Source organism: Streptomyces sp. NPDC107500 (assembly GCF_055582785.1).
The window spans coordinates 86053-108782 of the sequence record NZ_JBVJPF010000006.1 but is presented as its reverse complement, the minus strand read 5'-3'; the positions used below and the strand labels follow the sequence as shown (position 1 = coordinate 108782).

20 protein-coding genes are annotated in these 22730 nt (G+C 74.8%); 14 read left to right on the top strand and 6 right to left on the bottom strand.

Annotated features, from left to right (window positions below; genetic code table 11):
- Positions 1 to 2: 2 nt before the first annotated feature.
- Positions 3 to 953: a DUF3152 domain-containing protein gene (locus ACZ67M_RS24055; protein WP_469852660.1), complete on the bottom strand. Its 951-nt coding sequence runs from the start codon at positions 951 to 953 to the stop codon at positions 3 to 5.
- A 113-nt stretch (positions 954 to 1066) separates the two neighbouring features.
- Here ACZ67M_RS24055 and ACZ67M_RS24050 point away from each other — a divergent pair, with 113 nt between their 5' ends.
- The 3 genes from ACZ67M_RS24050 to ACZ67M_RS24040 are packed head-to-tail and all read left to right on the top strand — an operon-like array spanning position 1067 to position 3920.
- On the top strand, positions 1067 to 1756 hold the full coding sequence (locus tag ACZ67M_RS24050; RefSeq protein WP_469852658.1) for a response regulator: 690 nt from the start codon (positions 1067 to 1069) through the stop codon (positions 1754 to 1756).
- Positions 1753 to 3252 (top strand): ATP-binding protein, encoded by a 1500-nt coding sequence (locus ACZ67M_RS24045; RefSeq protein WP_469852656.1) that lies wholly within the window; start codon positions 1753 to 1755, stop codon positions 3250 to 3252. Before ACZ67M_RS24050 ends, ACZ67M_RS24045 begins: the two co-directional genes overlap by 4 nt.
- Positions 3249 to 3920, top strand: a complete 672-nt coding sequence (locus tag ACZ67M_RS24040; protein ID WP_469852654.1) for a hypothetical protein — start codon at positions 3249 to 3251, stop codon at positions 3918 to 3920. The genes ACZ67M_RS24045 and ACZ67M_RS24040 overlap by 4 nt, the downstream gene beginning before the upstream one ends.
- Before the next feature lie 10 nt (positions 3921 to 3930).
- On the opposite strand, the gene ACZ67M_RS24035 is transcribed toward ACZ67M_RS24040, so the two are convergent.
- A complete protein-coding gene (locus ACZ67M_RS24035) occupies positions 3931 to 4290 on the bottom strand; it encodes a DUF6479 family protein (RefSeq protein ID WP_122618646.1) in 360 nt (119 codons plus the stop codon).
- A 90-nt stretch (positions 4291 to 4380) separates the two neighbouring features.
- On the opposite strand from ACZ67M_RS24035, the gene ACZ67M_RS24030 reads away from it, so the two are divergent.
- From ACZ67M_RS24030 to ACZ67M_RS24020, 3 genes are read left to right on the top strand one after another with little or no spacing between them, the layout of a single operon-like run.
- Positions 4381 to 4758 carry a four-helix bundle copper-binding protein gene (locus ACZ67M_RS24030; RefSeq protein ID WP_122618731.1) on the top strand — a complete coding sequence of 126 codons (378 nt, stop codon included), beginning with the start codon at positions 4381 to 4383 and terminating at the stop codon, positions 4756 to 4758.
- Between the two features lie 54 nt (positions 4759 to 4812).
- Complete coding sequence (locus tag ACZ67M_RS24025; protein ID WP_361356237.1) at positions 4813 to 5673, top strand: oxygenase MpaB family protein; 861 nt, start codon at positions 4813 to 4815, stop codon at positions 5671 to 5673.
- A 58-nt stretch (positions 5674 to 5731) separates the two neighbouring features.
- On the top strand, positions 5732 to 7867 hold the full coding sequence (locus ACZ67M_RS24020; protein ID WP_469852651.1) for a serine/threonine-protein kinase: 2136 nt from the start codon (positions 5732 to 5734) through the stop codon (positions 7865 to 7867).
- 9 nt (positions 7868 to 7876) lie between these two features.
- Here the strand turns inward: ACZ67M_RS24020 and ACZ67M_RS24015 are convergent, their stop codons facing one another.
- Positions 7877 to 9055: a M20 family metallopeptidase gene (locus ACZ67M_RS24015; RefSeq protein WP_361356241.1), complete on the bottom strand. Its 1179-nt coding sequence runs from the start codon at positions 9053 to 9055 to the stop codon at positions 7877 to 7879.
- 38 nt (positions 9056 to 9093) lie between these two features.
- On the bottom strand, positions 9094 to 10530 hold the full coding sequence (locus tag ACZ67M_RS24010) for an MFS transporter (RefSeq protein WP_392237658.1): 1437 nt from the start codon (positions 10528 to 10530) through the stop codon (positions 9094 to 9096).
- Between the two features lie 159 nt (positions 10531 to 10689).
- On the opposite strand from ACZ67M_RS24010, the gene ACZ67M_RS24005 reads away from it, so the two are divergent.
- Positions 10690 to 11715: an Lrp/AsnC family transcriptional regulator gene (locus ACZ67M_RS24005; RefSeq protein WP_469852649.1), complete on the top strand. Its 1026-nt coding sequence runs from the start codon at positions 10690 to 10692 to the stop codon at positions 11713 to 11715.
- A 43-nt stretch (positions 11716 to 11758) separates the two neighbouring features.
- On the top strand, positions 11759 to 13333 hold the full coding sequence (locus ACZ67M_RS24000; RefSeq protein ID WP_361356247.1) for a phytoene desaturase family protein: 1575 nt from the start codon (positions 11759 to 11761) through the stop codon (positions 13331 to 13333).
- An 83-nt stretch (positions 13334 to 13416) separates the two neighbouring features.
- On the opposite strand, the gene ACZ67M_RS23995 is transcribed toward ACZ67M_RS24000, so the two are convergent.
- Positions 13417 to 15192: a serine hydrolase domain-containing protein gene (locus tag ACZ67M_RS23995; protein WP_469852647.1), complete on the bottom strand. Its 1776-nt coding sequence runs from the start codon at positions 15190 to 15192 to the stop codon at positions 13417 to 13419.
- Positions 15193 to 15353: 161 nt separating this feature from the next.
- Here ACZ67M_RS23995 and ACZ67M_RS23990 point away from each other — a divergent pair, with 161 nt between their 5' ends.
- The 6 genes from ACZ67M_RS23990 (at position 15354) to ACZ67M_RS23965 (ending at position 20555) form a co-directional block, all read left to right on the top strand.
- Complete coding sequence (locus tag ACZ67M_RS23990; protein WP_385801144.1) at positions 15354 to 16853, top strand: acyl-CoA synthetase; 1500 nt, start codon at positions 15354 to 15356, stop codon at positions 16851 to 16853.
- Between the two features lie 49 nt (positions 16854 to 16902).
- On the top strand, positions 16903 to 17778 hold the full coding sequence (locus tag ACZ67M_RS23985) for an alpha/beta fold hydrolase (RefSeq protein ID WP_385801141.1): 876 nt from the start codon (positions 16903 to 16905) through the stop codon (positions 17776 to 17778).
- Between the two features lie 37 nt (positions 17779 to 17815).
- Complete coding sequence (locus ACZ67M_RS23980) at positions 17816 to 18058, top strand: DUF397 domain-containing protein (protein WP_361356254.1); 243 nt, start codon at positions 17816 to 17818, stop codon at positions 18056 to 18058.
- Between the two features lie 86 nt (positions 18059 to 18144).
- A complete protein-coding gene (locus ACZ67M_RS23975) occupies positions 18145 to 19047 on the top strand; it encodes a universal stress protein (RefSeq protein WP_469852645.1) in 903 nt (300 codons plus the stop codon).
- A 74-nt stretch (positions 19048 to 19121) separates the two neighbouring features.
- Positions 19122 to 19721 carry a CGNR zinc finger domain-containing protein gene (locus tag ACZ67M_RS23970; protein WP_469852643.1) on the top strand — a complete coding sequence of 200 codons (600 nt, stop codon included), beginning with the start codon at positions 19122 to 19124 and terminating at the stop codon, positions 19719 to 19721.
- A 336-nt stretch (positions 19722 to 20057) separates the two neighbouring features.
- Complete coding sequence (locus ACZ67M_RS23965) at positions 20058 to 20555, top strand: hypothetical protein (RefSeq protein ID WP_122618655.1); 498 nt, start codon at positions 20058 to 20060, stop codon at positions 20553 to 20555.
- 8 nt (positions 20556 to 20563) lie between these two features.
- Here ACZ67M_RS23965 and ACZ67M_RS23960 read toward each other — a convergent pair whose 3' ends face one another.
- Entirely contained in the window at positions 20564 to 22498 is a 1935-nt protein-coding gene (locus ACZ67M_RS23960) for an N-acetylmuramoyl-L-alanine amidase (protein WP_469852641.1), read from the bottom strand.
- Positions 22499 to 22730 lie beyond the last annotated feature (232 nt).

Below are 22730 nucleotides of genomic sequence, written 5' to 3'. Positions count from 1 at the left end.
GCTCAGCCGACGGCGGGCCCCGTGATCGGCCTGCCCTCGGAGTCGTAGGGCCAGACGTTGGTCCGGCAGCCGTGCAGGCCCTTGATCTGCTGCATCATGACCGGTGCCGGCCGCCCCGCCCCGGGGCACCCCTCGTGGCCGTGGCCCAGGAAGTGCCCGACCTCGTGGTTGATGATCAGCGCCCGGTACGACGTCACGTCGTCCGCGTAGTACTGCGTGGCCAGCAGCCACCGCTTGAGGTTGACCATGACGTCCTGACCGACGTTGCAGTTGACCTCGCCGCCGGTGTCCAGGCCGTACCGGCCGCAGATCGTGTCCACCGTCCCCGCCGTGGCGAGCCGCACCCGGAAGTCGGAGGCGCCGCCCGACACCCGCCGGAACCCCGTGATTCCGTCCGCCGTCCAGCCCCGCTCGTCGGCGAGGATCCGTTCGACCTCGGCCGCGACGTCCCCGGCCGGGATCCCGATGCCGTCCTCGACCTGGACCACGTAGGTCAGCGTCCGCCCGCTCCCGCCGACCCGGTCCCCGCCGCTGCCCGCGGTGGCGAACGTCCCCGGGCCGGAGGACGGGATCGAGCCGGGGTCCCGGCCCTTCCCCGTCCCCTCCGTCCCGTCGGTCTTCTCCCGCTCCTTCTCCGTCTCCTCGGCCTTCTTCGTCTCGACGGCGCTGTGCGGCCCGGGCCGCGCGGACGCGGAGGCCGACGTGGAGGGGGCCGGCGGGCCCGCCGGGCCGGTGGCGCCGGCGGAGCGGTCCGCGGAGGCTTCCCCGCCCTCCCGCAGGGCCAGACCGCCGGCCAGCACCAGCACCGCCCCGGCCGCGAGCACCGGCCACAGCAGACGCGACCGGACGCCCCGGCGGCGGCGCGCACCGCCGCCACGGCGGCCCCGGGACCCGCGGCGGTGCCGCCGGTCCGGCGCGGAGGGGGACGAGGGGGTCGATCGGCGCTCGTTCATGATCACGAAGCGTGCCGCGACGGTGTGATCGCCCGTGGACCGCTGTTGGACCGCTGTGTAACAGCCGTCACCCGCGCGGGGACGCGCGCCCGTTCATACGCATACTGAGACCCATGCCACGGGTCCTGATCATCGAAGACGACCGCGCCGTCCGCGACGGCCTGCGCCTCGCCCTGCGCCGCCAGGGCCACGAGGTCGCCGCCGCCGCGACGGGCGAGGAAGGGCTGGAGCTGCTGCGGTCCTTCCGGCCCGACGCCGTCGTCCTCGACCTGATGCTGCCCGGCATGTCCGGCCTGGAGGTGTGCCGGCGCGCACGCGCCCACGACCAGGTGCCGATCATCATGGCCACCGCCCGCGGCGACGACACGGACATCGTCGTCGGCCTGGAGGCCGGAGCCGACGACTACGTGGTCAAGCCGGTCCGCGCCCGGGTCCTGGACGCGCGCATCCGCGCGGTGCTGCGCCGTGCCGGCGGCACCTCGGACGACCAGGGGGCCCCGCGCACGGAACACCACGGCGACCTCGTCATCGACCGCGCCGGACTGACCGTCACCCACCAGGGGCGGCCCGTCGCCCTAGGCCCCTCGGAACTGCGGCTGCTGCTCACGCTGTCCGCGTCGGCGGGTCAGGTGTTCAGCCGCCAACAGCTCCTGGAAGCCGTGTGGGAGCACAGCTACCACGGGGACGCCCGCCTCGTGGACGCCTGCGTCAAGCGCCTGCGGGCCAAGATCGGCGAGCCCGCGGGGAGCCCCCGCCACGTCCACACCGTGCGCGGCTTCGGCTACCGGTTCGGGGCCCGGTGAGGGTTCCGCGGGCGCTGCGCGCGCTGAACGGACTGCGCGTGAGGCTGGTGGTGGCCTTCACCCTCGTCGCCGTCGTGGCCACCGTGACCACCGGTGCGCTGACCTTCCGCGAGGCACGCAACGGAGTCCTCCAGCAGAGCCAGGACACCGTGATCGAGGACTTCCGGCACCGGGTCAACACCCTGGTCCTCAACTACCGCTTCCCGCCGGACGCGGCCGACCTCCAGGCGTTCGCCGCCGACGTGGCGCGCAGCGGCCGGTCCCGGACCTGGCGGGTGCTCGCCGCCTACCGGGACGCCCGGGCCACCTCGCGCCCCGGGGACGCCTTCCGCGAACTGTCCCCGGAGCTGCGCGAGTCCGTACGGACCCGCCGGGCCACAGTGTTCCAGCGGGTGTCGCAGGACGGCCGTTCCGCACTCGTCGTCGGCATGCCGGTCACCTTCACCGGCCCCTACGCCGCCTCGGAGGGCGCCTCCGGCCTGGAGGTCTACCTGACCGTGCCCCAGCAGGAGGAACAGGGCTACGTCGACGCCCTGGTCACCGCCATCGAACGGGCCACAGTGCCGGCGCTGGGGCTGGCCGTGCTGATCGCGCTGCTGGCCGCGCGCGGCGTGCTGCGACCCGTGCGGGCACTGCGCCGGGCCACCCGCAGCATCGCCGAGGGCCGCCTGGACACCCGGCTCGCGGTGCAGGGCTCCGACGAACTCGCCGACCTGTCCCACACCTTCAACGAGACCGCCGCCGCCCTGGAGGGCTCGGTGGCGGAGCTGCGGCGCATGGAGGCCGGCGCCCGCCGTTTCGCCGCGGACGTCTCGCACGAACTGCGCACCCCGCTCGCGGCGATGTCGGCGGTGACGGACGTACTCGACGAGGACGCCGCCGGACTGGACGAGGACACGGCGACGGCGGTGCGCCTCATCAGCGAGGAGACCACCAAGCTGGCCGCCCTGGTGGACGACCTGATGGAGATCTCCCGGTTCGACGCGGGGGCCGCCGCCCTGCACCTGGACGAGATCGACCTGGCGGAGTCCGTGCGGCGCACGCTCGCCTCCCGCGGCTGGCTGGACTCGGTGACGGCCCGCCTGCCCGGACCGGGCGAGCTGCGCGGCCGGGTCGACCCGCGCCGCCTCGACGTCGTCGTCGCGAACCTCGTCGGCAACGCCCTGCGGCACGGCGCACCCCCGGTCCACGTCGGCCTGAGCGCGGGGGACGGGACTCGCATCGTGGAACAGGCGGTCCTCACGGTCCGCGACCGGGGCGACGGCATCCCCGAGAGCGTCCTGCCGCACGTCTTCGACCGCTTCTACAAGTCGGACGCCGCCCGCACCCGCAGCGAGGGCAGCGGCCTCGGCCTGGCCATCACCGCGGAGAACGTACGCCTGCACGGCGGCACCGTCCGGGCGGCCAACGACCCGGACGGCGGCGCGGTCTTCACGGTCGTCCTGCCCCTGCCGCGCGACGGGGCGACGGACGCGGCCGAGGAGGACCGGACATGAAACCGCCGACGACACCACGGCCCGCCCGACGCGCCCTCCCGCTCCTGCTCGCGGCGCTGCTCCCGCTGGCCGGCTGCGGCATCCCCGAGACCGGCGTGGTCGAGGCGGGTGAACCCGCGACCGGCGTCGTGCAACCGGGCGCCGCTCCGAGTCCGTCCCAGGAACAGCCCACTCCGCTGCCCGTCGCCGCCGTGCCGCTCTTCTTCGTCGACGACGGCGCCCTGGCCCCGGTGACCCGGACGGTGCCCAGTGCCACCGATCCCGGCACCGTCGTCCTCATGCTGTTCAAGGGCCCGGACGACCAGGAGCGGAGCCGGGGACTGACGACCGAACTGCCTCTCACCGCCGCCGCGCCCACCGTCCGCGTCGACGGGACGTCGGTCACCGTGCTCCTGCCGCGCGGCACCAGCAGCCTCAGCGACACGGCCGTGGACCAGCTGGCCTGCACGGTCGCCGCCGCCCGGCTGCGTCAGGACCCGGCGCTGGATCGGGCGCAGGTGACCGTGGAACAGCCAGGCGGCCGGCTCGCGGGCCGCTCCAGCGACGACTGCCCGGCAGGCGCGGAACCGGTCCGGGCCGGGACGGACGGCACCGGCACCGCCGCGCCCCGCGCAAGCGGAACCGGTGCCCCCGGCACATCCGGAGGCACCGGCGGTGGCGGCGGCTGACGGGTTCGCGTCAGCGTCGGCCGCCCGGCCCTCCGCTGCCGAACGCGCCGCTGCCGCCCTCGTCCCAGCGGGGCCGCTCCTGCCCGGCGGCGGTGCGGCTGCCCTGATGGCCCAGGTCGTGCGGCAGCGTCCGTTCGTCGCTCTGCGGCATCTCGTCGGGCTCCCGCCGCTCCCGTACCTCACGCACGGGCCCGTCGTCGGGCAGGCGGGGCTGCTCCTCCGGGAGCGGCGGCGGAGACTCACGGCGCTTGAGACGGCTGCCGAAGGCGAACGCGCCGATCAGCAGGGCCACCACCACGAAGGCGGCCACGATCAGTCCGATGCCGAGCCCGCCCGCGCCCGCGGCCAGGTCCATTGCTGTGTCGTTCATGGCGGGCGGGTACCCGGAAATCCCGCCAGAACCCTTGGAAACACCCGGGCCCACCGGTTTGCCGACGCTCGCGGCGGCAACCCGCCCGGTGTGACATCGACGACGACTTCCCAGCAGGAGCTGTTCCGCTTCCTCGAGGACCGCTTCGCGTGCGCACAGGCGTGCACCGAGTGCGCCAGGGCCTGCGCGCTGCGGGCGAGCCTCGTGGACCCGGACGGGACCGAGAACCAGGAACTCGTACGGCGCCGGGGCATCATGTGCGCGGAGGTCTGCGACGCGACCTGCCGGGTGCTGTCCGAACAGAACCAGGTGGACGAGGACGCCATCCGCGTCCAGCTGGAATGGTGCCGGCAGGTGTGCCTGGAGAGCGCCCACGTCTTCGACGCGCATCCGGGCGCCGAGGAGAGCGCGCAGGCGTGCCGCGACTGCGCCCGGGCCTGCGGAGAGTTCCTGGACACCCTGCACTGACGCCCGGGAACGGCGGCCCTGGGATCCGGCGGCGCGGGGCGCTAGCCTCGCTGCATGGCGGCGACGCGTTCGAACGCCGATCCGGGGCTGTTCGGCCCGGACTCGGTGACCTGGCAGGCGCACGGCGACCCGATGATGTGGATCGCCGGCATCCGCGCCCTCTACCTCCAGGCCCTGCACCCCCGCGCCGTACGGGGCGTCACGCAGAACAGCGACTTCCGGCGCGACGCCTGGGGCCGCCTGATGCGCACCGCCGGATTCGTCGGCACCACCACGTACGGCACCACGGAGGCCGCCGAGCGGGCGGGCGCCCGGGTCCGCAGGATCCACACCCTGCTCGGCGCGACCGACCCCGGCACGGGGGAGCGGTACGGCGTGGACGAACCCGCGCTGCTGATGTGGGTGCACTGCGCCGAGATCGGCTCCTACCTGCACGTCCTGCGCCGCTCCGGCTACCCCCTCACCGACGCCCACGCCGACCGCTACCTCGCCGAGCACCGGCACAGCGCCCGCCTCGTCGGCCTCGACCCCGAAGCCGTACCCGCCGACCGGTCCGAGCTGGCCGCCTACTTCGACCGGGTACGGCCCGAGCTGGCCGCAGGCGCCGAGGCACACGAGGTGGACGACTTCCTGCGCAACCCGCCCGTCCCACTCCCGCTGGTCCCGGCCCGCGCACTGCTGTGGCGGCGGGTCGCGCATCTGGCGTACGACTCCCTACCGCCGTACGCGCACGAGCTGTACGGCAGACCGGCGCCCCCACCCGCCACCGTCACCCGGCGGCTGCGCGCCACGGGCACCCTGCTGCGCGCGATTCCCGCACGTCTGCGCTGGCAACTGCCGCCCAAACACATCCTCGGCGCGATGGCACGGCTCGGTCCGGCCGCACGCCCGGCACCGTACAAACTCGGACGATAAGCCGCCATACTGGACCGGCCAGGGGAGGGCGCGGACTGCTACGGGGGCGGGCAGCGAGATGGGGGACACCACGCTGATCCAGGGCCGGTACCGGCTGCTGGAGCGGATCGGGCGCGGCGGCATGGGCGAGGTCTGGCGGGCGAAGGACGAGTCACTGGGCCGTGGCGTCGCCGTCAAGTGCCTCAAACCGCTGGGCGCCCAGCACGACCAGTCGTTCACCCGCGTGCTGCGGGAGCGGTTCCGGCGCGAGGCCCGGGTGGCCGCCGCGCTCCAGCACCGCGGGGTCACCGTCGTCCACGACTTCGGCGAGTGCGACGGCGTGCTCTACCTGGTCATGGAGCTGCTGGAGGGCCGCGACCTGAGCCGGCTCCTCAAGGACAACGGCCACGGCCCGCTGCCGGTCCCCGACGTCGTCGACATCGCCGAACAGGTCGCCCAGGCGCTCGCCTACACCCACGAGCGGGGCATCGTGCACCGCGACCTGAAGCCCGCGAACATCGTCCGGCTCGCCGACGGCACCGTGAAGATCTGCGACTTCGGCATCGCCCGGCTGGGCCACGACGTCGGGTTCACCGCCCGGCTGACCGGCACGGGCATCGCCATGGGCACCCCGCACTACATGTCGCCGGAGCAGATCGGCGGCGACGACGTCGACCGGCGCAGCGACCTGTACTCGCTGGGCTGCGTGCTGTACGAGGTCGCCACCGGCAGCCCGCCCTTCGACCGCGACGACACCTGGGCGGTCCTCGTCGGCCACCGCGACACCGAGCCCGAGCCGCCCAGCGGCCGCCGCGCCGACCTGCCCGGCTACCTGGACCGCATCATCCTCGATCTGCTGGCGAAGCGGCCCGAGCAACGACCCGACGACGCCCGGGAACTGGCCCGCCGGATCATCGCAGGCCGCGGGGCACCGGCGCACGGGCCGGCCCCGGCGGCGTCCGGGCCGCGGGCACCCCTGCCGGTCGGGGCCCGCACCACGCCACCCTCCTGGACCCTGGGCCCGGCCACCGGACGTGCCTCGGCCGGCACCGGGTCGCGCACCACGCCGCCCGACCGCGCCGCGAGAATCGCCGCTCTGACCGCACGGCACCGCGCGGGCCTGAGCCTGGGGCGGCTCGGCCGCTGGGAGGAGGCCGGCGAGGTGCACCGCGCGGTGGCCGCCGAGCGCGAGCACCTGCTCGGCCCCGACCACCCCGACACGCTCGCCAGCCGCTACGAGGCCGCCTTCGTCCTCGGCCGCACCGGGCACGCCGCCGACGCGCTGCGCGCGTACAAGCGCGTCGCCGAGGCCAGGATCCGGGTCCTGGGCGCCGACCACGCCGACACCCTCGCCGCCCGCCAGGAGATGGCCTACGCCCTGGGACGGCTGGGCCGGCACACCGACGCCCACCAGGTCTACACGGCGGTCCTGGCCGCCCGGGAGCGCACCATGGGCGCCGAGCACCCCGACACCCTGCGCTGCCGCCACAACCTGGCCTTCAACCTCGGCCGCCTCGGGCGCACCGAGGACGCCCACCGGCTGGCCCGCGAGGTGGCCGCCGCGCGCGCCCGCGTGCTCGGCCCCGACCACCCCGACACCCTCGTCACCCGCTACGAGGTGGCCTACGAACTCGGGCGGCTGGGCCGCTGGCCGGAAGCCGTGGCGACCTACCGGGGCGTCGCCGCGGCCCGCGGCAGGGCGCTGGGCCCCGACCACCCCGACACCCTCGCCGCCCGCTACGAGACCGGCATCGCCCTGGGCCGGCTCGGCCGCAGCGCCGAGGCGCTGGAGCTGTACGCGGAACTGATCGCCGACCGCACCCGCGCCCAGGGGCCCGAACACCCGGAGACCCTGCGCGCCCGGCACGGCCTGGGCGTCAACCTCGGCCGGCTCGGCCGCTGGGCGGAGGCCCTCGCCGAGTCCCGCGAGGTGTGCGCGGTCCGCGCCCGCGTCCTGGGGGCCGACCACCCGGACACCCTGGTCAGCCGCCGCGAGGTCGCCGTCGCGCTGTGCCGGCTCGGCCGCTGGTCCGCCGCCCTCACCGAGTACCGCCTGGTCACCGGCGCCCGCCACCGGGTCCTGGGCCCCGGCCATCCCGACACCCGCACCGCCCGCGACGACGAGGCGCACTGCCTGGAACAGCTGGGCCGCGCCACCGAGGCCGCGGAGCTGTACCACCGGGTCGCGGCACCACACCGGGCGGCGGCGCACTGAGCGGGCGGCTCAGGCGGCCCGGCGTTCGGCGAGCCGGGCCAGGAGCCGGGCCCGGTGCCCGTCGTCCGAGGCCAGGGTGATCGCCGTCCACGCCATGGCCAGCCCGCCGTCGAGCACCGCCCGGTCCGCGCCCGCGCTGGTCCCGTACCGGGTGAACTCGGGATTGTGCATGGTCGTGTCCCCGCAGTCGTAGCCGATGCTCGGGTGGATGGCCGGCACCAGGTGCGAGACGTTGCCCATGTCCGTGGAGCCGCCCCGCATGCCGAGGTCGGGCGCGTCCGCCGAACGGCCCAGGTCCCGCGCGCTGTCCCGGTAGACACCGCACATCTCCAGGTCCTGCCGCAGATCGGCGTAGTCGTTGCCGACGGCCTCCAGCGCCAGCTCCGCCCCGGTGGCCAGGGCGCCCGCCTCGAAGCAGGCACGGACACGGGCCTGGAGCGCGGCGAGGTCCTCGGCGGTCCCGGCGCGGCAGTCGTAGTCCGCGGTCACCAGTCCCGGGATCACGTTCGGCGCCTCGCCGCCGTGCGTGACGACGCCGTGCACCACGCCGCCGGGGATCATCTGCTGCCGGTACGCGCCGATCGCCACCTGGGCGATCATCATCGCGTCGGCGGCGTTGACGCCCTTGTGCGGCATCGCCGCCGCGTGCGAGGTGCGGCCGGTGTAGCGGACCCGCCAGCTCCCGATGGCCAGCGAGGTCATGCCGACCCCGTCGGACGGCGCGGCGTGGACCATCATCGCCGCGGCCACGTCGTCGAAGGCGCCCGCGTTCAGCAGGTCGACCTTGCCGCCGCCGTACTCCTCGGCGGGGGTGCCGAGGAGCTTCACGGTGAGGCCGAGGTCGTCGGCGAGCGGGGCCAGGGCGAGCGCGGCGGTCACCGCCGAGGCGCCGTTGACGTTGTGCCCGCAGGCGTGGCCGATGCCGGGCAGCGCGTCGTACTCGGCGGTGATCGCCACGACGAGTTCGCCGTCGCCGGCCGTCGCCTCGAAGGCGGTGTCGAGCCCGTGGGCGCCGCGCGTCACGTCGAGACCGGCGGCCTCCACCAGGTCGGCGATCTTCCGGGCGGACCGGTGCTCCTCGTAGGCGAGTTCGGGTTCGGCGTGCAGGCTGTGGCTGAGCGCGAGGACGTCGTCCTGGCGCCGGGTGACGACGGCTCGGGCGCGTTCGCGCGGGTCGTGCTGGTTCATGGGGTTCCTTCGGGGGAGTGCCGGGACGTGGGAGGAGGTCACGCGGGCCGGTCGGAGCGCCGGTACAGCAGGGCGGCCAGCGCGCCCAGCAGGGACACCCCGGCGCACACCGACCACGTGGTGGCGTAGGCGCCGTACGCGGGCAGGGCCGAGCCCGCCGAGGTGTGGGCGGCGGTCACCGCGAGGACGCAGGCCGCGCCGAGCGAGCCGCCCACGTTGATGAGCAGTTCGTTGATGCCGGAGCCGACGGCGGTCTGCTCGTGCGGCACGCACTCGACGGCGAGGGTGCGGGTGGACTGCTGGAGCAGCCCGGTACCGACCCCCGCCACCACCGTCGACAGCAGGTAGGGCGTCAGCGAGGTGTGGAGGGCGAGCGCCAGCGCGTAGCCCGCGGCCATCAGCAGGGAGCCGAGGACCAGCGTGGCGCGATCGCCGGCGCGCGCGGCCAGCCGGGGTGCCGCGACGGCGGCCAGGGCGAGGGACGCCATGCCCGGGATCGTGGCGAAGGCGATCTCCAGCGGCGAGAGCCCCATGCCGTACCCGGCCACCTCCCCGGGGGTGCCGAGGAAGACGGCGCTCGCGATCTGGAGGCCCAGCATGCAGAAGGAGAACGTGGTCGTCACCAGCGCCACCACCGCCACGTTGCGGCGGCGGAACAGCCGTACGTCGATCATGGGCTCCGGCGAGCGGAGCTCCACGGCCACCCACAGCGCGGTCACGGCGACGCCGCCCACCAGACAGCCGAGGGTGCGCGCCGAGGTCCACTCCCAGCCCGGCAGCCCGCCCTGTCCCAGCCCGAGCATCACCGCGACCAGCCCCGCGCACAGCAGGACACCGCCCCGTACGTCGAGCCGGCCGCCGGGCCGCTCGGTGGTCTCCGGCAGCAGCGGCCAGGTCGCCAGCAGCGCGACGCTCACCGCCGCGGCCGGCACCCACAGGGCCGCGGTGGGCGTGTCGACGTAGTGCGCGACCAGGCCGCTGGCCACGCCGCCGAGGCAGATGCCGGACACCAGGGCCGCCACCATCACCCCGATGCTGCGGCGGCTCTCCGCCTCCGAGGTCCGGTTGCGCAGGATGCCGACCAGCAGCGGGAAGAACCCGGCGAACGCCCCCTGGAGGATCTGCCCGATCAGCAGGGTGCGGAACGATCCGGCCGTCCCGACGATCAACGAGCCGAGCAGCACGACGGCCAGGTTCCAGCGCAGCACCCTGCGGTGTCCGTGCAGGTCGCCGAGGCGGGAGAGCAGCGGGGTGAAGGCCACGCTCGCCATCAGGTTGGCGATGCTGAGCCAGTTCAGCCCGGCGGCCGTGACGTGCAGGACGTCGGTGAGGCTGCGCAGCACCGGGGCGAGGAACCCCTGCGTGATCCCGCTCGACAGTTCGACCAGGACGATCGAGACGACGATGGCCGCGGTCGGGACGGTGCGGACCGGGGGAGCGGAGCCGGACGGCGCCTTGGCGGCTGCCTGAGTCATGGGCGTACCTCTGCGGATGGCCGGAAACCGGCGGTCGGATGCTGTCGGGTAATCTGCGCGTCACCACCGGATCCGAGCAACAGGCGGCGATCAGAAAGCGCGGATCGGGCATCCACACACCACAGAAGGCGGAATCGGGCAGGAAGGGGGTCGCGCACGGTGGAAAGCGAGAGCCCGCCGGAGGTGGTTCCGGACACCGCCGACCTCGGCATCCTGCGGTACCTGGCCCGGCGTCCCCGTGCCTCCTTCGCGGAGGTCGGTGCGAGCGTCGGCCTGCACGAACGGACCGTCGCCCGCCGCCTCGGCCGGCTGCTCGACACCGGCGAGGTCCGGTTCATCGCCTCCCTGACCAACGAGTACCTGGGCGAGGGCATGGCCGTCGAACTGGCCGTGCGCTGCGCCCCCGGCCGGCTGGAGGAGGTCGCGCGTGCCGTCGCGGCCCGCCCCCAGGCCCGTTCCGTGGAGGTGGCCACCGGCGACCTCCAGGTGCTGGCCGAGATGGCCGTCGCGGACGAGGCCGAACTCATCGAGCTGATCGACCGCACCGTCGGCCGGATGCCCGGCGTCCTCGACATCCACTCCGCCGTCGTACTGCGCCTGCTGCTCACCGCGGTCGACTGGGCGCCCTACGACCCCGAACCCTCACCCCTGCGCCGCCTCGCCGTCGAGGGACGGCCTCCACCGCCGCCCATCACCGTCGACGCGGTGGACCGGGAACTGGTGCACCTGCTGGGCGAGGACGCCCGGATGCCGATGAGCACGCTGGCCGGCCGGCTCCGCCTGGGCGAGTCGACGGTGCGCCGCCGGCTGGGCCGCCTGATGTCCTCGCACGTCTTCCACCTGCGCCTGTTCGCGGAACCGGCCGTGCTCGGCTATCCCGTGGAGACCCGCTTCCAGCTGGAGGTGCGGCACGGCAGCCTGGACGCCGCGCTGCGCCGGCTGGCGGGGGAACCCTCGGTCCGGCACCTGGTCGTCACCACCGGCCGCTCCAACGTGCTGGGGTACGCCAGCCACGCCTCCGCGAGCGAGATGCACGACTTCCACGCCCGCGCCTTCGCGGATCTCCCCGGGCTGCGCGAGGTGCGCACCGCGCTGCTGATGCGCACCTACCGGCGGGCCGGACGTCCCGTGGGCGCCGCGGGCGGCCCGGTCACCGGCAGGCTCTTCCACCGGCCGGCCCCGTGAGCCACCCCTGGCCGCCCCGGACCACCCCGTGTTACCAAGAGCCATGACCCCGACCAGCACACCCCCCGCCTCCCGCACCTACGACGCCGTGATCGTCGGCGGCGGCCACAACGGCCTGGTCGCCGCCGCCTACCTGGCCCGCGCCGGCCGCTCCGTGCTGGTGCTGGAACGGCTGGACCACACGGGCGGCGCGGCCGTCTCCACCCGGCCGTTCGCCGGGGTCGACGCCCGGCTGTCCCGGTACTCGTACCTGGTCAGCCTGTTGCCCGAGAAGATCGTGCGGGACCTGGACCTGGACTTCCGGGTCCGCGGGCGCACGGTCTCCTCGTACACGCCCGTCGAGCGCGACGGCCGCCCCACCGGGCTCCTCGTCGGCGGTGGGGAGCGGCGGACGCGGGAGTCCTTCGCCCGGCTCACCGGGTCGGACCGGGAGTACACGGCCTGGCAGCGGTTCTACGCCATGACCGGCCACGTCGCCGAACGCGTCTTCCCGACCCTCACCGAGCCCCTGCCCACCCGCGACGAGCTGCGCCGCCGGATCGACGACGAGGCGGCCTGGCGGGCCCTGTTCGAGGAACCGGTCGGCGTCGCGATCGAGGAGCACTTCGCCGACGACACCGTCCGGGGCGTCGCCCTGACCGACGCCCTGATCGGTACCTTCGCCGACGCCCACGACCCCTCGCTGAGCCAGAACCGGTGCTTCCTGTACCACGTGATCGGCGGTGGCACCGGCGCCTGGGACGTGCCGGTCGGCGGCATGGGCGCCCTCACCGACGCCCTCGCGGACGCGGCCCGCGCCGCCGGCGCCGAACTCGCCACCGGCCACGAGGCGGTGCGGATCGACACCGACGGACGCACGGCCGAGGTCACCCACCGGTCCGCCGACGGCGAGCACGTCGCCGCCGCGCGGCACGTCCTGGTGAACGCCTCCCCGCGAGAGCTGGCCGCCCTGACCGGCACCCCCGCGCCGCCGCCCGCCGAGGGCGCCCAGCTCAAGGTCAACATGCTGCTCGACCGGCTCCCGGCGCTGCGCGACCCCGACGCCGACCCGCGCGAGGCGTTCGCCGGGACCTTCCACATCGCCGAGGGGTACGAGCAGTTGGCCGCCGCCCACGCCCAGGCGTCCGCGGGCTCACTCCCGGCCGCCCCGCCCTCCGAGATCTACTGCCACTCCCTGACCGACCCCAGCATCCTCGGCCCGGATCTGGCGGGCCGGGGCCTGCACACCCTCACGCTCTTCGGCCTGCACACCCCCGCCCGGCTCTTCGCCGGGGACAACGACGCCGTCCGCGAGGACCTCCTGAAGTCGACCCTCGCCCAGCTCGACGCCCACCTCGCCGAGCCGATCGCCGACTGCCTGGCCACCGACGCCGACGGGAGGCCCTGCATCGAGGCCAGAACGCCGCTGGACCTGGAGCGCGACCTGCGCCTGCCCGGCGGCAACATCTTCCACCGCGAGCTGTCCTGGCCGCACACCCAGGACGGCACCGGCCGCTGGGGCGTGGAGACCGCTCAGGCCAACGTCCTGCTGTGCGGGGCGGGCGCGGTGCGCGGGGGAGGGGTGAGCGGCGTGCCGGGACACAACGCGGCGATGGCGGTCCTGGAGGCGGACCGCTGACGGGTGCCCGGAGCGACCGGGCCGGGACTAGGGCCTGTCTGACAATTCCCGTCTGCCCCGCGACGGGAATTGTCAGACAGGCCCTAGTCGGCCGACGCCGTCCACCCCACCGTCTCGACGCGCGCCGCGTCCGCCGGGCGCGCGTCGTGGAACAGGACGTCGCCCGCCGCCTCCGCCCGCAACCCGTCGACGTACGCGCCGCGGCCCACGTACAGCCGGTCGGTGGTGTACCGCCAGCGCAGCGTGAGCGCGTGGGCGGCCGGGAGTCCGGCCGTCAGCCGGTGCCAGACACGCCCCGACCAGCCGGTGACCGAGCCGTCCTCGTGCGCAACGGGTCCGTCTCCGTGCCGAGTGGTCGTGAACGGGACGGGCCGCCAGGCGGCGCCGCCGTCCGTCGAGGCCTCCAGGACGAGGGCGTCGGACCCGGGTTCGGTGTCCCACCACAGGTCACAGCCCAGCCGCGCCCGCCCGGCCGACGTGTCGAGCGCAGGCAGCGTCAGCGTGGCCGTCGCGGAACTCGCCGTCCCCGAGAACCACGCCGTGCGCCCGTGCGCGGGCCGGACCGCCACCGCCCGCGCCAGGTGGGTGCCGGCCGCCACCCGGGGCGCGGACCCCGAGCGCCAACTGCGCACCGGGTGAACCGAGTTGCCGAGCACGACCAGGAACGAGTCCGTCGTCGGGTCGAGCACCAGCGACGTGCCCGTGAAGCCGGTGTGCCCGGCGGTGCGCGGCGTCGCCATGGCGCCCATGTACCAGTGCTGGTACAGCTCGAAGCCCAGGCCGTGCGCGTCCCCCGGGAAGTCCGTGTTGAAGTCGGTGAACATCAGCTCCACCGACTCCGGCCGCAGGACGCGCGCCCGGCCGTAGGAACCGCCGTTGAGCAGGGTCCGGCCGAGCACCGCCAGGTCCCACGCGCAGGAGAACACCCCGGCGTGACCGGCGACGCCGCCGAGGCTGAACGCGTTCTCGTCGTGCACCTCGCCCCACACCAGACCGCGGTCGAGGCCGGACCAGGGCTGCCGGGCGTCCTCCGTGGCCGCGATGGACGGCCGCCAGGACGCGGGCGGGTTGTAGCGGGTGCGGCGCAGACCCAGCGGGCGGGTGATCTCGTCGCGCAGCAGGACGTCCAGCGCGCGGCCGGTGACCTTCTCCAGCACCAGCTGGAGCGAGATCATGTTCAGGTCCGAGTACAGGTACGCCGTACCGGGTGCGCTGACCGGGGCCTCGTCGTAGACGAGCCGCACCTTCTCCTCGTAGGTGGGCGCGCGGAACAGCGGGATCCACGCCCGGAACCCGGAGGTGTGCGTGAGCAGCTGCCGGACCGTCACGTCCTGCTTCCCGGCCCGCCCGAAGTCCGGCAGGTACGACGCGACCGGCGCCTCCAGCTCCAGCGCACCCCGTTCCAGCTGCTGCACGGCGAGGATCGAGGTGAACAGCTTGGAGATGGACGCGAGATCGAACACGGTGTCGCCGGCCATCGGGATCTGCTCCGCGGCCGGGAACTCGACGCCGGTGTCGGTCGCCTCGTCGTACGCCCGGTAGCGCACCGCCATGCCGATCGGCTCGTGCAGCGCGACCGTGCCGCCCCGGCCGGCCAGCAGCACGGCGCCCGCGTACCACGGGTGCTGGGGAGAGGGCTGGAGGTACGTCTCCGCGTCGCTGACGAGCCGTCGCAGATGACCCGGGAGCAGCCCCGCGCGCTCGGCTGAGCCGCGCCGGAGGGTCGGCCGGCGGCCTCCGTCCGCGACCGCCTCGGCCGGGCCCGCGGCGAACGGGGCGATGGCCAGGGCACCGCCCAGGGCCAGGGCGCCGGCGCCCAGTTGACGCCGTGTGAATCCGCTGGTCGCCTGTCCGGCCATCGAAGAGTCTCCCGCCACCGAAGCTGAAAGTATCTTTCCCGGATCACCGTGCGGAGTGAAACTTTCCTGTCATGACGGGGTCGTGTCAATGGGGCGTGCGCGGTCCGGGGACCGGACGCACGCCGCTTGACCCGCCCCGGCGCGCGGCCGAGGATCAGGTCATGAAGCCCGGACACGGCAGCACGGTCGACGGGGTGCTGCGGCGCAGCGCCCGACGCACTCCGGCACGCGTCGCGGTCGAGTACCGCGACCGCACCTGGACGTACGGCGAGCTCGACACCGCGGTCTCCCGCGCGGCCGGCGTCCTGCTGGCCGAGGGGCTGTCCCCCGGCGACCGGGTCGGCGCCTACGGCCACAACTCCGACGCCTACCTGATCGCCTTCCTGGCCTGCGCCCGGGCCGGGCTGGTGCACGTCCCGGTCAACCAGAACCTCACCGGCGACGACCTCGCCTACCTCGTCGGACAGTCCGGCAGCTCCCTGGTCCTCGCCGACCCCGGCCTCGCCGGCCGGCTGCCGGACGGCACCCGCGTCCTCGCGCTCCGCGACGCCGCCGACTCGCTCCTCACCCGCCTCGCCGCGGCGCCCGCCCACGACGGCCCCGAGCCGGCCGGCGACGACCTGGTGCAGCTCCTCTACACCTCCGGCACCACCGCCCTGCCCAAGGGCGCGATGATGACCCACCGGGCCCTGGTGCACGAGTACCTCAGCGCCATCACCGCCCTCGACCTCGGCGCAGGCGACCGCCCCGTGCACGCCCTGCCGCTCTACCACTCGGCGCAGACCCACGTCTTCCTGCTGCCCTACCTCGCCGTCGGCGCCACGAACATCATCCTCGACGCCCCGGACGGCGACCGGCTCTTCGACCTCGTCGAAGCAGGCCGCGTGGACAGCGTCTTCGCGCCGCCCACCGTGTGGATCGGCCTCGCGAACCGGCCCGACTTCGCCACCCGCGACCTCGGCGGCCTGCGCAAGGCCTACTACGGGGCCTCGATCATGCCCGTGCCCGTCCTGGAGCGGCTGCGCGAGCGCCTGCCCGCCCTCGCCTTCTACAACTGCTTCGGCCAGAGCGAGATCGGCCCCCTCGCCACCGTCCTCGGCCCGGACGAGCACGAGGGCCGGATGGACTCCTGCGGGCGGCCCGTCCTGTTCGTGGAGGCACGCGTGGTCGACGAGGACGGCGCGGACGTGCCCGACGGCACCCCCGGAGAGGTCGTCTACCGCTCGCCGCAGCTGTGCGAGGGCTACTGGGACAAGCCCGAGGAGACCGAAGCCGCCTTCCGCGACGGGTGGTTCCACTCCGGCGACCTCGCCGTGCGGGACGCGGACGGCTACTACACGATCGTCGACCGCGTGAAGGACGTGATCAACTCCGGCGGCGTCCTGGTCGCCTCCCGCCAGGTCGAGGACGCCCTCTACACGCACGACGGGGTCGCCGAGGTGGCGGTGATCGGGCTGCCCGACGAACGCTGGATCGAGGCCGTCACGGCCGTCGTCGTCCCGCGCGGCGAGGTCACCGAGGACGCGCTGATCGCCCACGCCCGGGACCGGCTCACCTCCTTCAAGGCGCCCAAGGGGGTGCGGTTCGTGGACGCCCTGCCGCGAAACGCCAGCGGGAAGATCCTCAAGCGCGAACTGCGGGACCGCTTCGCCGGGTCCTGACCCCGCAACTCCGTTGCGGCCCCGCCCCCGGCGGCCCAGGATCGGCGCCATGAGCACCTTCACCGCGTACGACGGAACCGAACTCGCCTACCACGTCAGAGGCAGCGGCGCCCCGCTGGTCGTGCTGCCGGGCGGCCCCATGCGGGCCTCGTCCTACCTCGGCGACCTGGGCGGTCTGACCGCGCACCGCAGGCTGGTCCTGCTCGACCTGCGCGGCACCGGCGACTCCGGCGTCCCCGCCGACCCGGCGACGTACCGCTGCGACCGGCTCGTCGACGACGTGGAGGCGCTCCGCGTCCACCTCGGCCTCGACCGCATGGACGTCCTCGCGCACTCCGCCGGCGGCAGCCTCGCGATGCTCCACGCCGCCCGCCACCCGGCGAGCGTGGGACGCCTCGCCCTGATCACCGCCACGCCCTGGGCGCTGGACATGCCCGCCACACCGGAGGACCGGAGGGCGGCCGCCCTCCTGCGCCGGGACGAACCCTGGTTCGAGGAGGCGTACGGCCCCTTCGAGGCGTGGCTGGCCGGCACCGGCGACTTCGACCCGGTGTTCCTCCCCTTCTTCCACGGCCGCTGGGACGACGCCGCCCGCGCCCATGTCGCCCGCGGCCCCCAGGAGTCCAACTACGAGGCGGGCGACGCCTACCTCTCCCCGGACGCCTTCGACCCGCCCGCCACCCGCGCCGCCCTCGCCCGCAGTACCGCCCGGGTCCTGGTCCTCGCCGGTGAACTCGACGGCGGTCCCCGGCCGGAACTCGCCCGCCGCTGCGCCGCCGTCTTCCCGCACGCCGAGGTCGCCGTCCAGCCGGGTGCCGGGCACTACCCCTGGCTCGACGACCCCGAGTGGTTCGTACGGCGTGTCACCGCGTTCCTCGAAGGGCAGCCCTCACACGGCCTGTCGGCGGTCGGAGCCGATCGCTAGGCTGGCCGCGAACGACGAGACCGGGAGGAGCACGGACGTGGCCGAGAGCACCACCCACCAGCGCCCGATCATGGGCTGGGACAAGCCGGAACTGGACCTCAGCGACGCGCAGTGGCAGTCGAGCAGCCGGGGCCTGGGGGATGTCCAGATCGCCTTTGTCGAGGGGTTCGTCGCCATGCGCAACAGCGGCAGCCCGGAAAGCCCCTCCCTGATCTTCACCCCCGCGGAATGGGGCGCGTTCGTGTCGGGGGCGCGGGAAGGGGAGTTCGACCTCACCTGACCCGCCGGGTGCGGTGAGCCGACCGGCCGAACCGGGGTGTCCCGTCCCGCGCCGGGGGGAAGGCCGTACTCCGGAGGTGAGGTCCCATGAGCACCCTGCCGGTCATCGCGGCCGTCGACGGTTCCGACGACAGCCTGCGCGCCCTGGACTGGGCCCTCGACGCTGCGCACCGGCGCGGGGCGCCCCTGCGGGTGGTGCATGTGCGCCAGTACGCCACCTGGGCCCAGACCGACATCCTGGTCGCGGGCGAGCCGGACACCGGCGACGACCCGGTGCTCGACCAGGCCCGCGCCCACCTCCAGGGGCGTGCCTACGCCGTGGCCACGGAGTACGTCGGCATGGAGGGCGTGCCCGGCGCCGCGCTGCCGGAGCTGGGCGCGGACTCCCAGCTGCTGGTGCTCGGCTCCCGGGGCCGCGGCGGCTTCGCCAGCCTGCTGCTCGGCTCCAACGGCATGGCCGCCGCCCGCGACGCCGAGTGCCCCGTCGTCGTGGTGCCCCGCCCCGGACGCGAGGTGCACGGCGAGGCGCCGGCCGAGGAGGGGCCCCGGGTGGTGGTCGGACTGCACGTGGACAGTCCCGACGACGCCACCCTCTCCTTCGCCTTCGCCGAGGCCGAACTGCGCGGCGCCCGCCTCCAGGTCGTCGCCGCCTACCCGTGGCCGGTGCAGACCTGGGCCGCCGCCGGGCAGATCATGCCCTCCGTGATCGACGAGGTATCCATCGAGAGCGAGACCCGGGTCCTGGCCGACGGCTTCCTGGCCCCGTACCGCGAACGTCATCCCGGCGTCCGGGCCGAGCCCTACGTCGCGCCCGGCGACGCCGCCGGTCACCTCGTCGCCGCCTCCCGCGACGCCCAGCTGGTCGTCGTCGGCCGCCACCGCCGCCGCCTGCTGGCCCCTGCCCGCATGATGGGCTCGGTCACCCACGCGGTCCTGCTCCACGCGGCGTCCCCGGTCGCGGTCGTACCACCGGCCCCACCGGAGGACTGACACGGCGCCCCGCCGTCCGCCCTCCCGTACGGGGGCACGCCCCTGCGCACCCTGCCCTGCCTATCATCGGCCGCATGCAGGACTCACCCAGCAGGGACGCCCGGATCGCCCTCGACCTCGCCCTGACCGTCCGGCACGACGGGCACGGCGGCGTCGCCGACGACCTCGCCGACCCCGCCGGGCTCACCGCCTGGGTACGGGCCCACCCCGACCTCGCGGCGGACGCCGGGGCCCCCGACCCGGCCGCCGTCCGGGACGTGCGGGCCGCCGCCCGCGCCCTCTTCGCCCGCGCCGTGCGTCCGGGCGAGCCGAGCCCGGCCGACGCCGCCCGGCTGCTGCCCGTCCCCGACGCCCTGCGGCGCCTGAACGAGGCCGCCGCCCGCACCCCCACCGTCCCCGTCCTGCACTGGGCCGACGCCGGGACACCCGTCGTCCGCGCCGTGCCCGCGCCCGGCGCCCGGCCCGACCTCACGGCCGCGCTCGCCCAGGCCGTGATCGGCTTCCTCGCGGGACCCGACCGGCAGCGGCTGCGGGCCTGCCACGCACCGCGCTGCGTCCGGTACTTCCTCAAGGACCACCCGCGCCAGGAGTGGTGCAAACCGTCCTGCGGCAACCGGGCCCGGGTCGCCCGCCACCAGCAGCGCCGGCAGCGGACCGCCGAGCCTCGGCCCTAGGGCCTGTCTGACAATTCCCGTCTGCCCCGCGACGCCATGCACGCACTCTCGCCGCACCGGGCGCAGAGCCAAGTACATCCAGTACGAGGCTCTACGCCCGGCACGGCGAGAGCACGCACCTGACGCCGCGAGGCCGCCCTCCGGGCGACGACGGGAATTGTCAGACAGGCCCTAGGTCGTGTCCGACCATTCCCGTCCGCCTCGCGGCGTCGTGCGCGCACCCGGCGTCGTGAGCCCGCCCTCCGGGCGACGACGGGAATGGCCGGACGGGCCCCGGGCCGGGACGGCCGCCCGCCCGCACGCCGTCCGCGGGGTCCGGCCACGTACCATGGCGGCATGTCGTTCCTCCGCCGCCGCAGCGCCACGCCCGCCGGGCCCGACTTCGACGTACTGGCCATGGACCCGGGCGACTGGCCCGGCAATCTGGGCGCCGGCCTGCTGCCCGCCCCCGACGGCAGCTGCCAGGGCGTCTTCCTGCGCTACGACCTGTTCGGCGGCCGCGGCCCCGCGATGATCATCGGCAACCTGCCGGCCGGCTCCCCGGCCCGCGAGGTCCCCGACGGCGAGATCCCCTTCGAGGTCGCCCAACTGCTGCTCGCGCTGGAGAACGACGAGGAGGTCACCGTCGTCGGCGCCGAGGACGTGCCGGTGATGCAGGGCGACAACCTGCTCATCGTGCGCCGCCTCAAGCTCTCCGAGGGCCGGATCTCCTGCGTGCAGTTCGACCGCAGCGACGGCGTGCTGGTGACCATCGCCGCCTGGGACCGCCCGATCACCGACGACCTGTACGCCCTGCTGAAGCCGCTCCCGGCGGAGCTTTTCCAGCAGGGCTGACCCGGCGGCTACCGCACGGCCGAGAGCGTCACGTCGGCGGCGCGCACGTACCCGACCCGGTGGCCGTACTGGATCTCGTAGTACTGGTCCTCGCCCCGCACCACCCGGTGGGAGGCCGAGTCGAACCCGACCGCGTAGTAGTACTCGCCGGGCACCTTCTCGCCGACCACGTACTTCTGCCCCTTGCCCAGCGTGTACGGCAGCGGCGACACGGTCTGGGCGGGCACGTCCGCCGGGTAGGCGGCCTTCTCGGGGTACGCCCTTCCGTACACGGGGACGCTGTCCAGCCCCTTCCTCGGGGTGATCACCCGGCCCGACGCGGGCACCGCCGCCGGGCTCTTCGCCGGGTCGTGGAACCAGGCCTTCTGGCCCAGGTACCAGATGGCCGTCCAGTCCCGCCACCGGTCGGCCACCGCGTACTGCTGCCCCGTGGAGACCCGTGACGACAGGTCGTTCACGCCCGTCGTCGGGGCCGAGCCGAGGCCGATGTCCTTGATCAGGGGCGCGTTGACGTCATGGTCGGAGTAGAGCCGCACCGCGCTGGAGCCGTGCGTCGCGCAGGGCTCGCCCGCCTTCTCGCATCCGGTGTACTCCGGGCGGTTGGCGGAGTAGTCGGGGCGGATGGTCACCACGCCGGACTTCCGGCCCGCGGTCGGCTCCAAGGGGCGGCCGAGCAGCCGGAAGTAGTGCCGCCAGTCCCAGTACGGGCCCGGGTCGGTGTGCATGCCCGGGATCGTCGCGGTGGTGGTACCCGGGACGGTGTCGTGTCCCAGGATGTGCTGCCGGTCCAGCGGGATGTCGTACTTCGTAGCCAGGTACTTCACCAGCCGCGCCGAGGAGCGGTACATGGCCTCCGTGTACCAGGCGTCCGGCTCCGCCAGGAAACCCTCGTGCTCCAGCCCGATCGACTTGGCGTTGACGTACCAGTTGCCCGCGTGCCAGGCCACGTCCTTCGCCTTCACGTGCTGGGCGATGTGCCCGTCGGTGGAGCGGAGCGTGTAGTTCCAGGAGACGTAGGTGGGGTCCTGGACCATGTTGAGGACGCCGTCCCAGGCGCCCTCCGTGTCGTGCACGACGATGTACCGGATGCGCTGCGAGGCGGGCCGGTTCCCCAGGTCGTGGTTGCCGTAGTCGCCGTCGCCGAACTCCTCGTACGGCGCCGGGATCCACTCGCAGGACACCGACTTCGGGCACTCGGTGCCGGCGGCCGAGGCGGCGCGCAGGCCCGCGTCGCCCAGCTGCGCCGTGTCCGGGGCCACGCCCGGACGGGCGGCCAGGGTGACGCGCTGCCCGGCGTCCGTGGTCCGTCGCTCGCCCGCGCGGATCACCTCGAACACGTCGTTCGCGTAAGCGGCCGCCGTCGCCGCGTCCTCCGCGCCCGAGAAGCGGGCCACCGCCCCGTACCAGTCCGCCGGGTCGGCGCTGAGCGGCTCACCCAGGTCCCGCTGGGCGGCGGCCAGCAGCGCGGCGCCGCCGGACACGTTCGCGGCCGGGTCGGTGCGCAGGGCCTCGGGGGTCAGACCGGTCAGCTCGGCCGCCTTCGGCAGCGTCGTCAGCCGGTCCGGCAGGGCGGCGGCGCGCGTGGCCCTGGCCTTCGGGTGGAGCGGGGCGCGGGCGTCGTCGCCGCGCGGGTCCTCGGTGCCCTCGTCGTGGTGCGAGGTCCCGGCCAGGGCGGTGCGGGCGTCGGTCAGGTGCAGCGGGCCGTAGCCGCCGGTCACGCTGGGCGCTCCGCCGTGCGCGTCCCAGCGGGACTGGAGGTAGGAGACGCCGAGCAGGACGCTCTGCGGCACCCGGTACTCGGCCGCCGCGGTGGCGAACGCCCGCTGGAGGCGGTCGGCGGCGGGCGGCGCTTCGGAGGGGCCGGCGGCGGACGGTGCCGCGCCGAGCAGTGGCAGCAGCAGCGCGGCGCCCGCCAGGGCGGGCACCAGGGGGGACCTTCGCAAAGCGGCCTCCTGTGACGGTCGGACGTGCGGGGGGCGTGCGGGGCCGGGCGTGGGTCAGTGTTACCCGGCGGTCCGATGATCCGTCAATCATGCCTTCATGGCGGTGATTTCCCACGTCAGCAAGGTGCCCGGCGAGTTTCGTGGCGGCGGGGCACCGGCCTGCGAGGCGTCAGTGGCGTACACCAATGGCCCCTGCATGTACCTGGACACAGAAAATCCGCGGTGCGCCCCG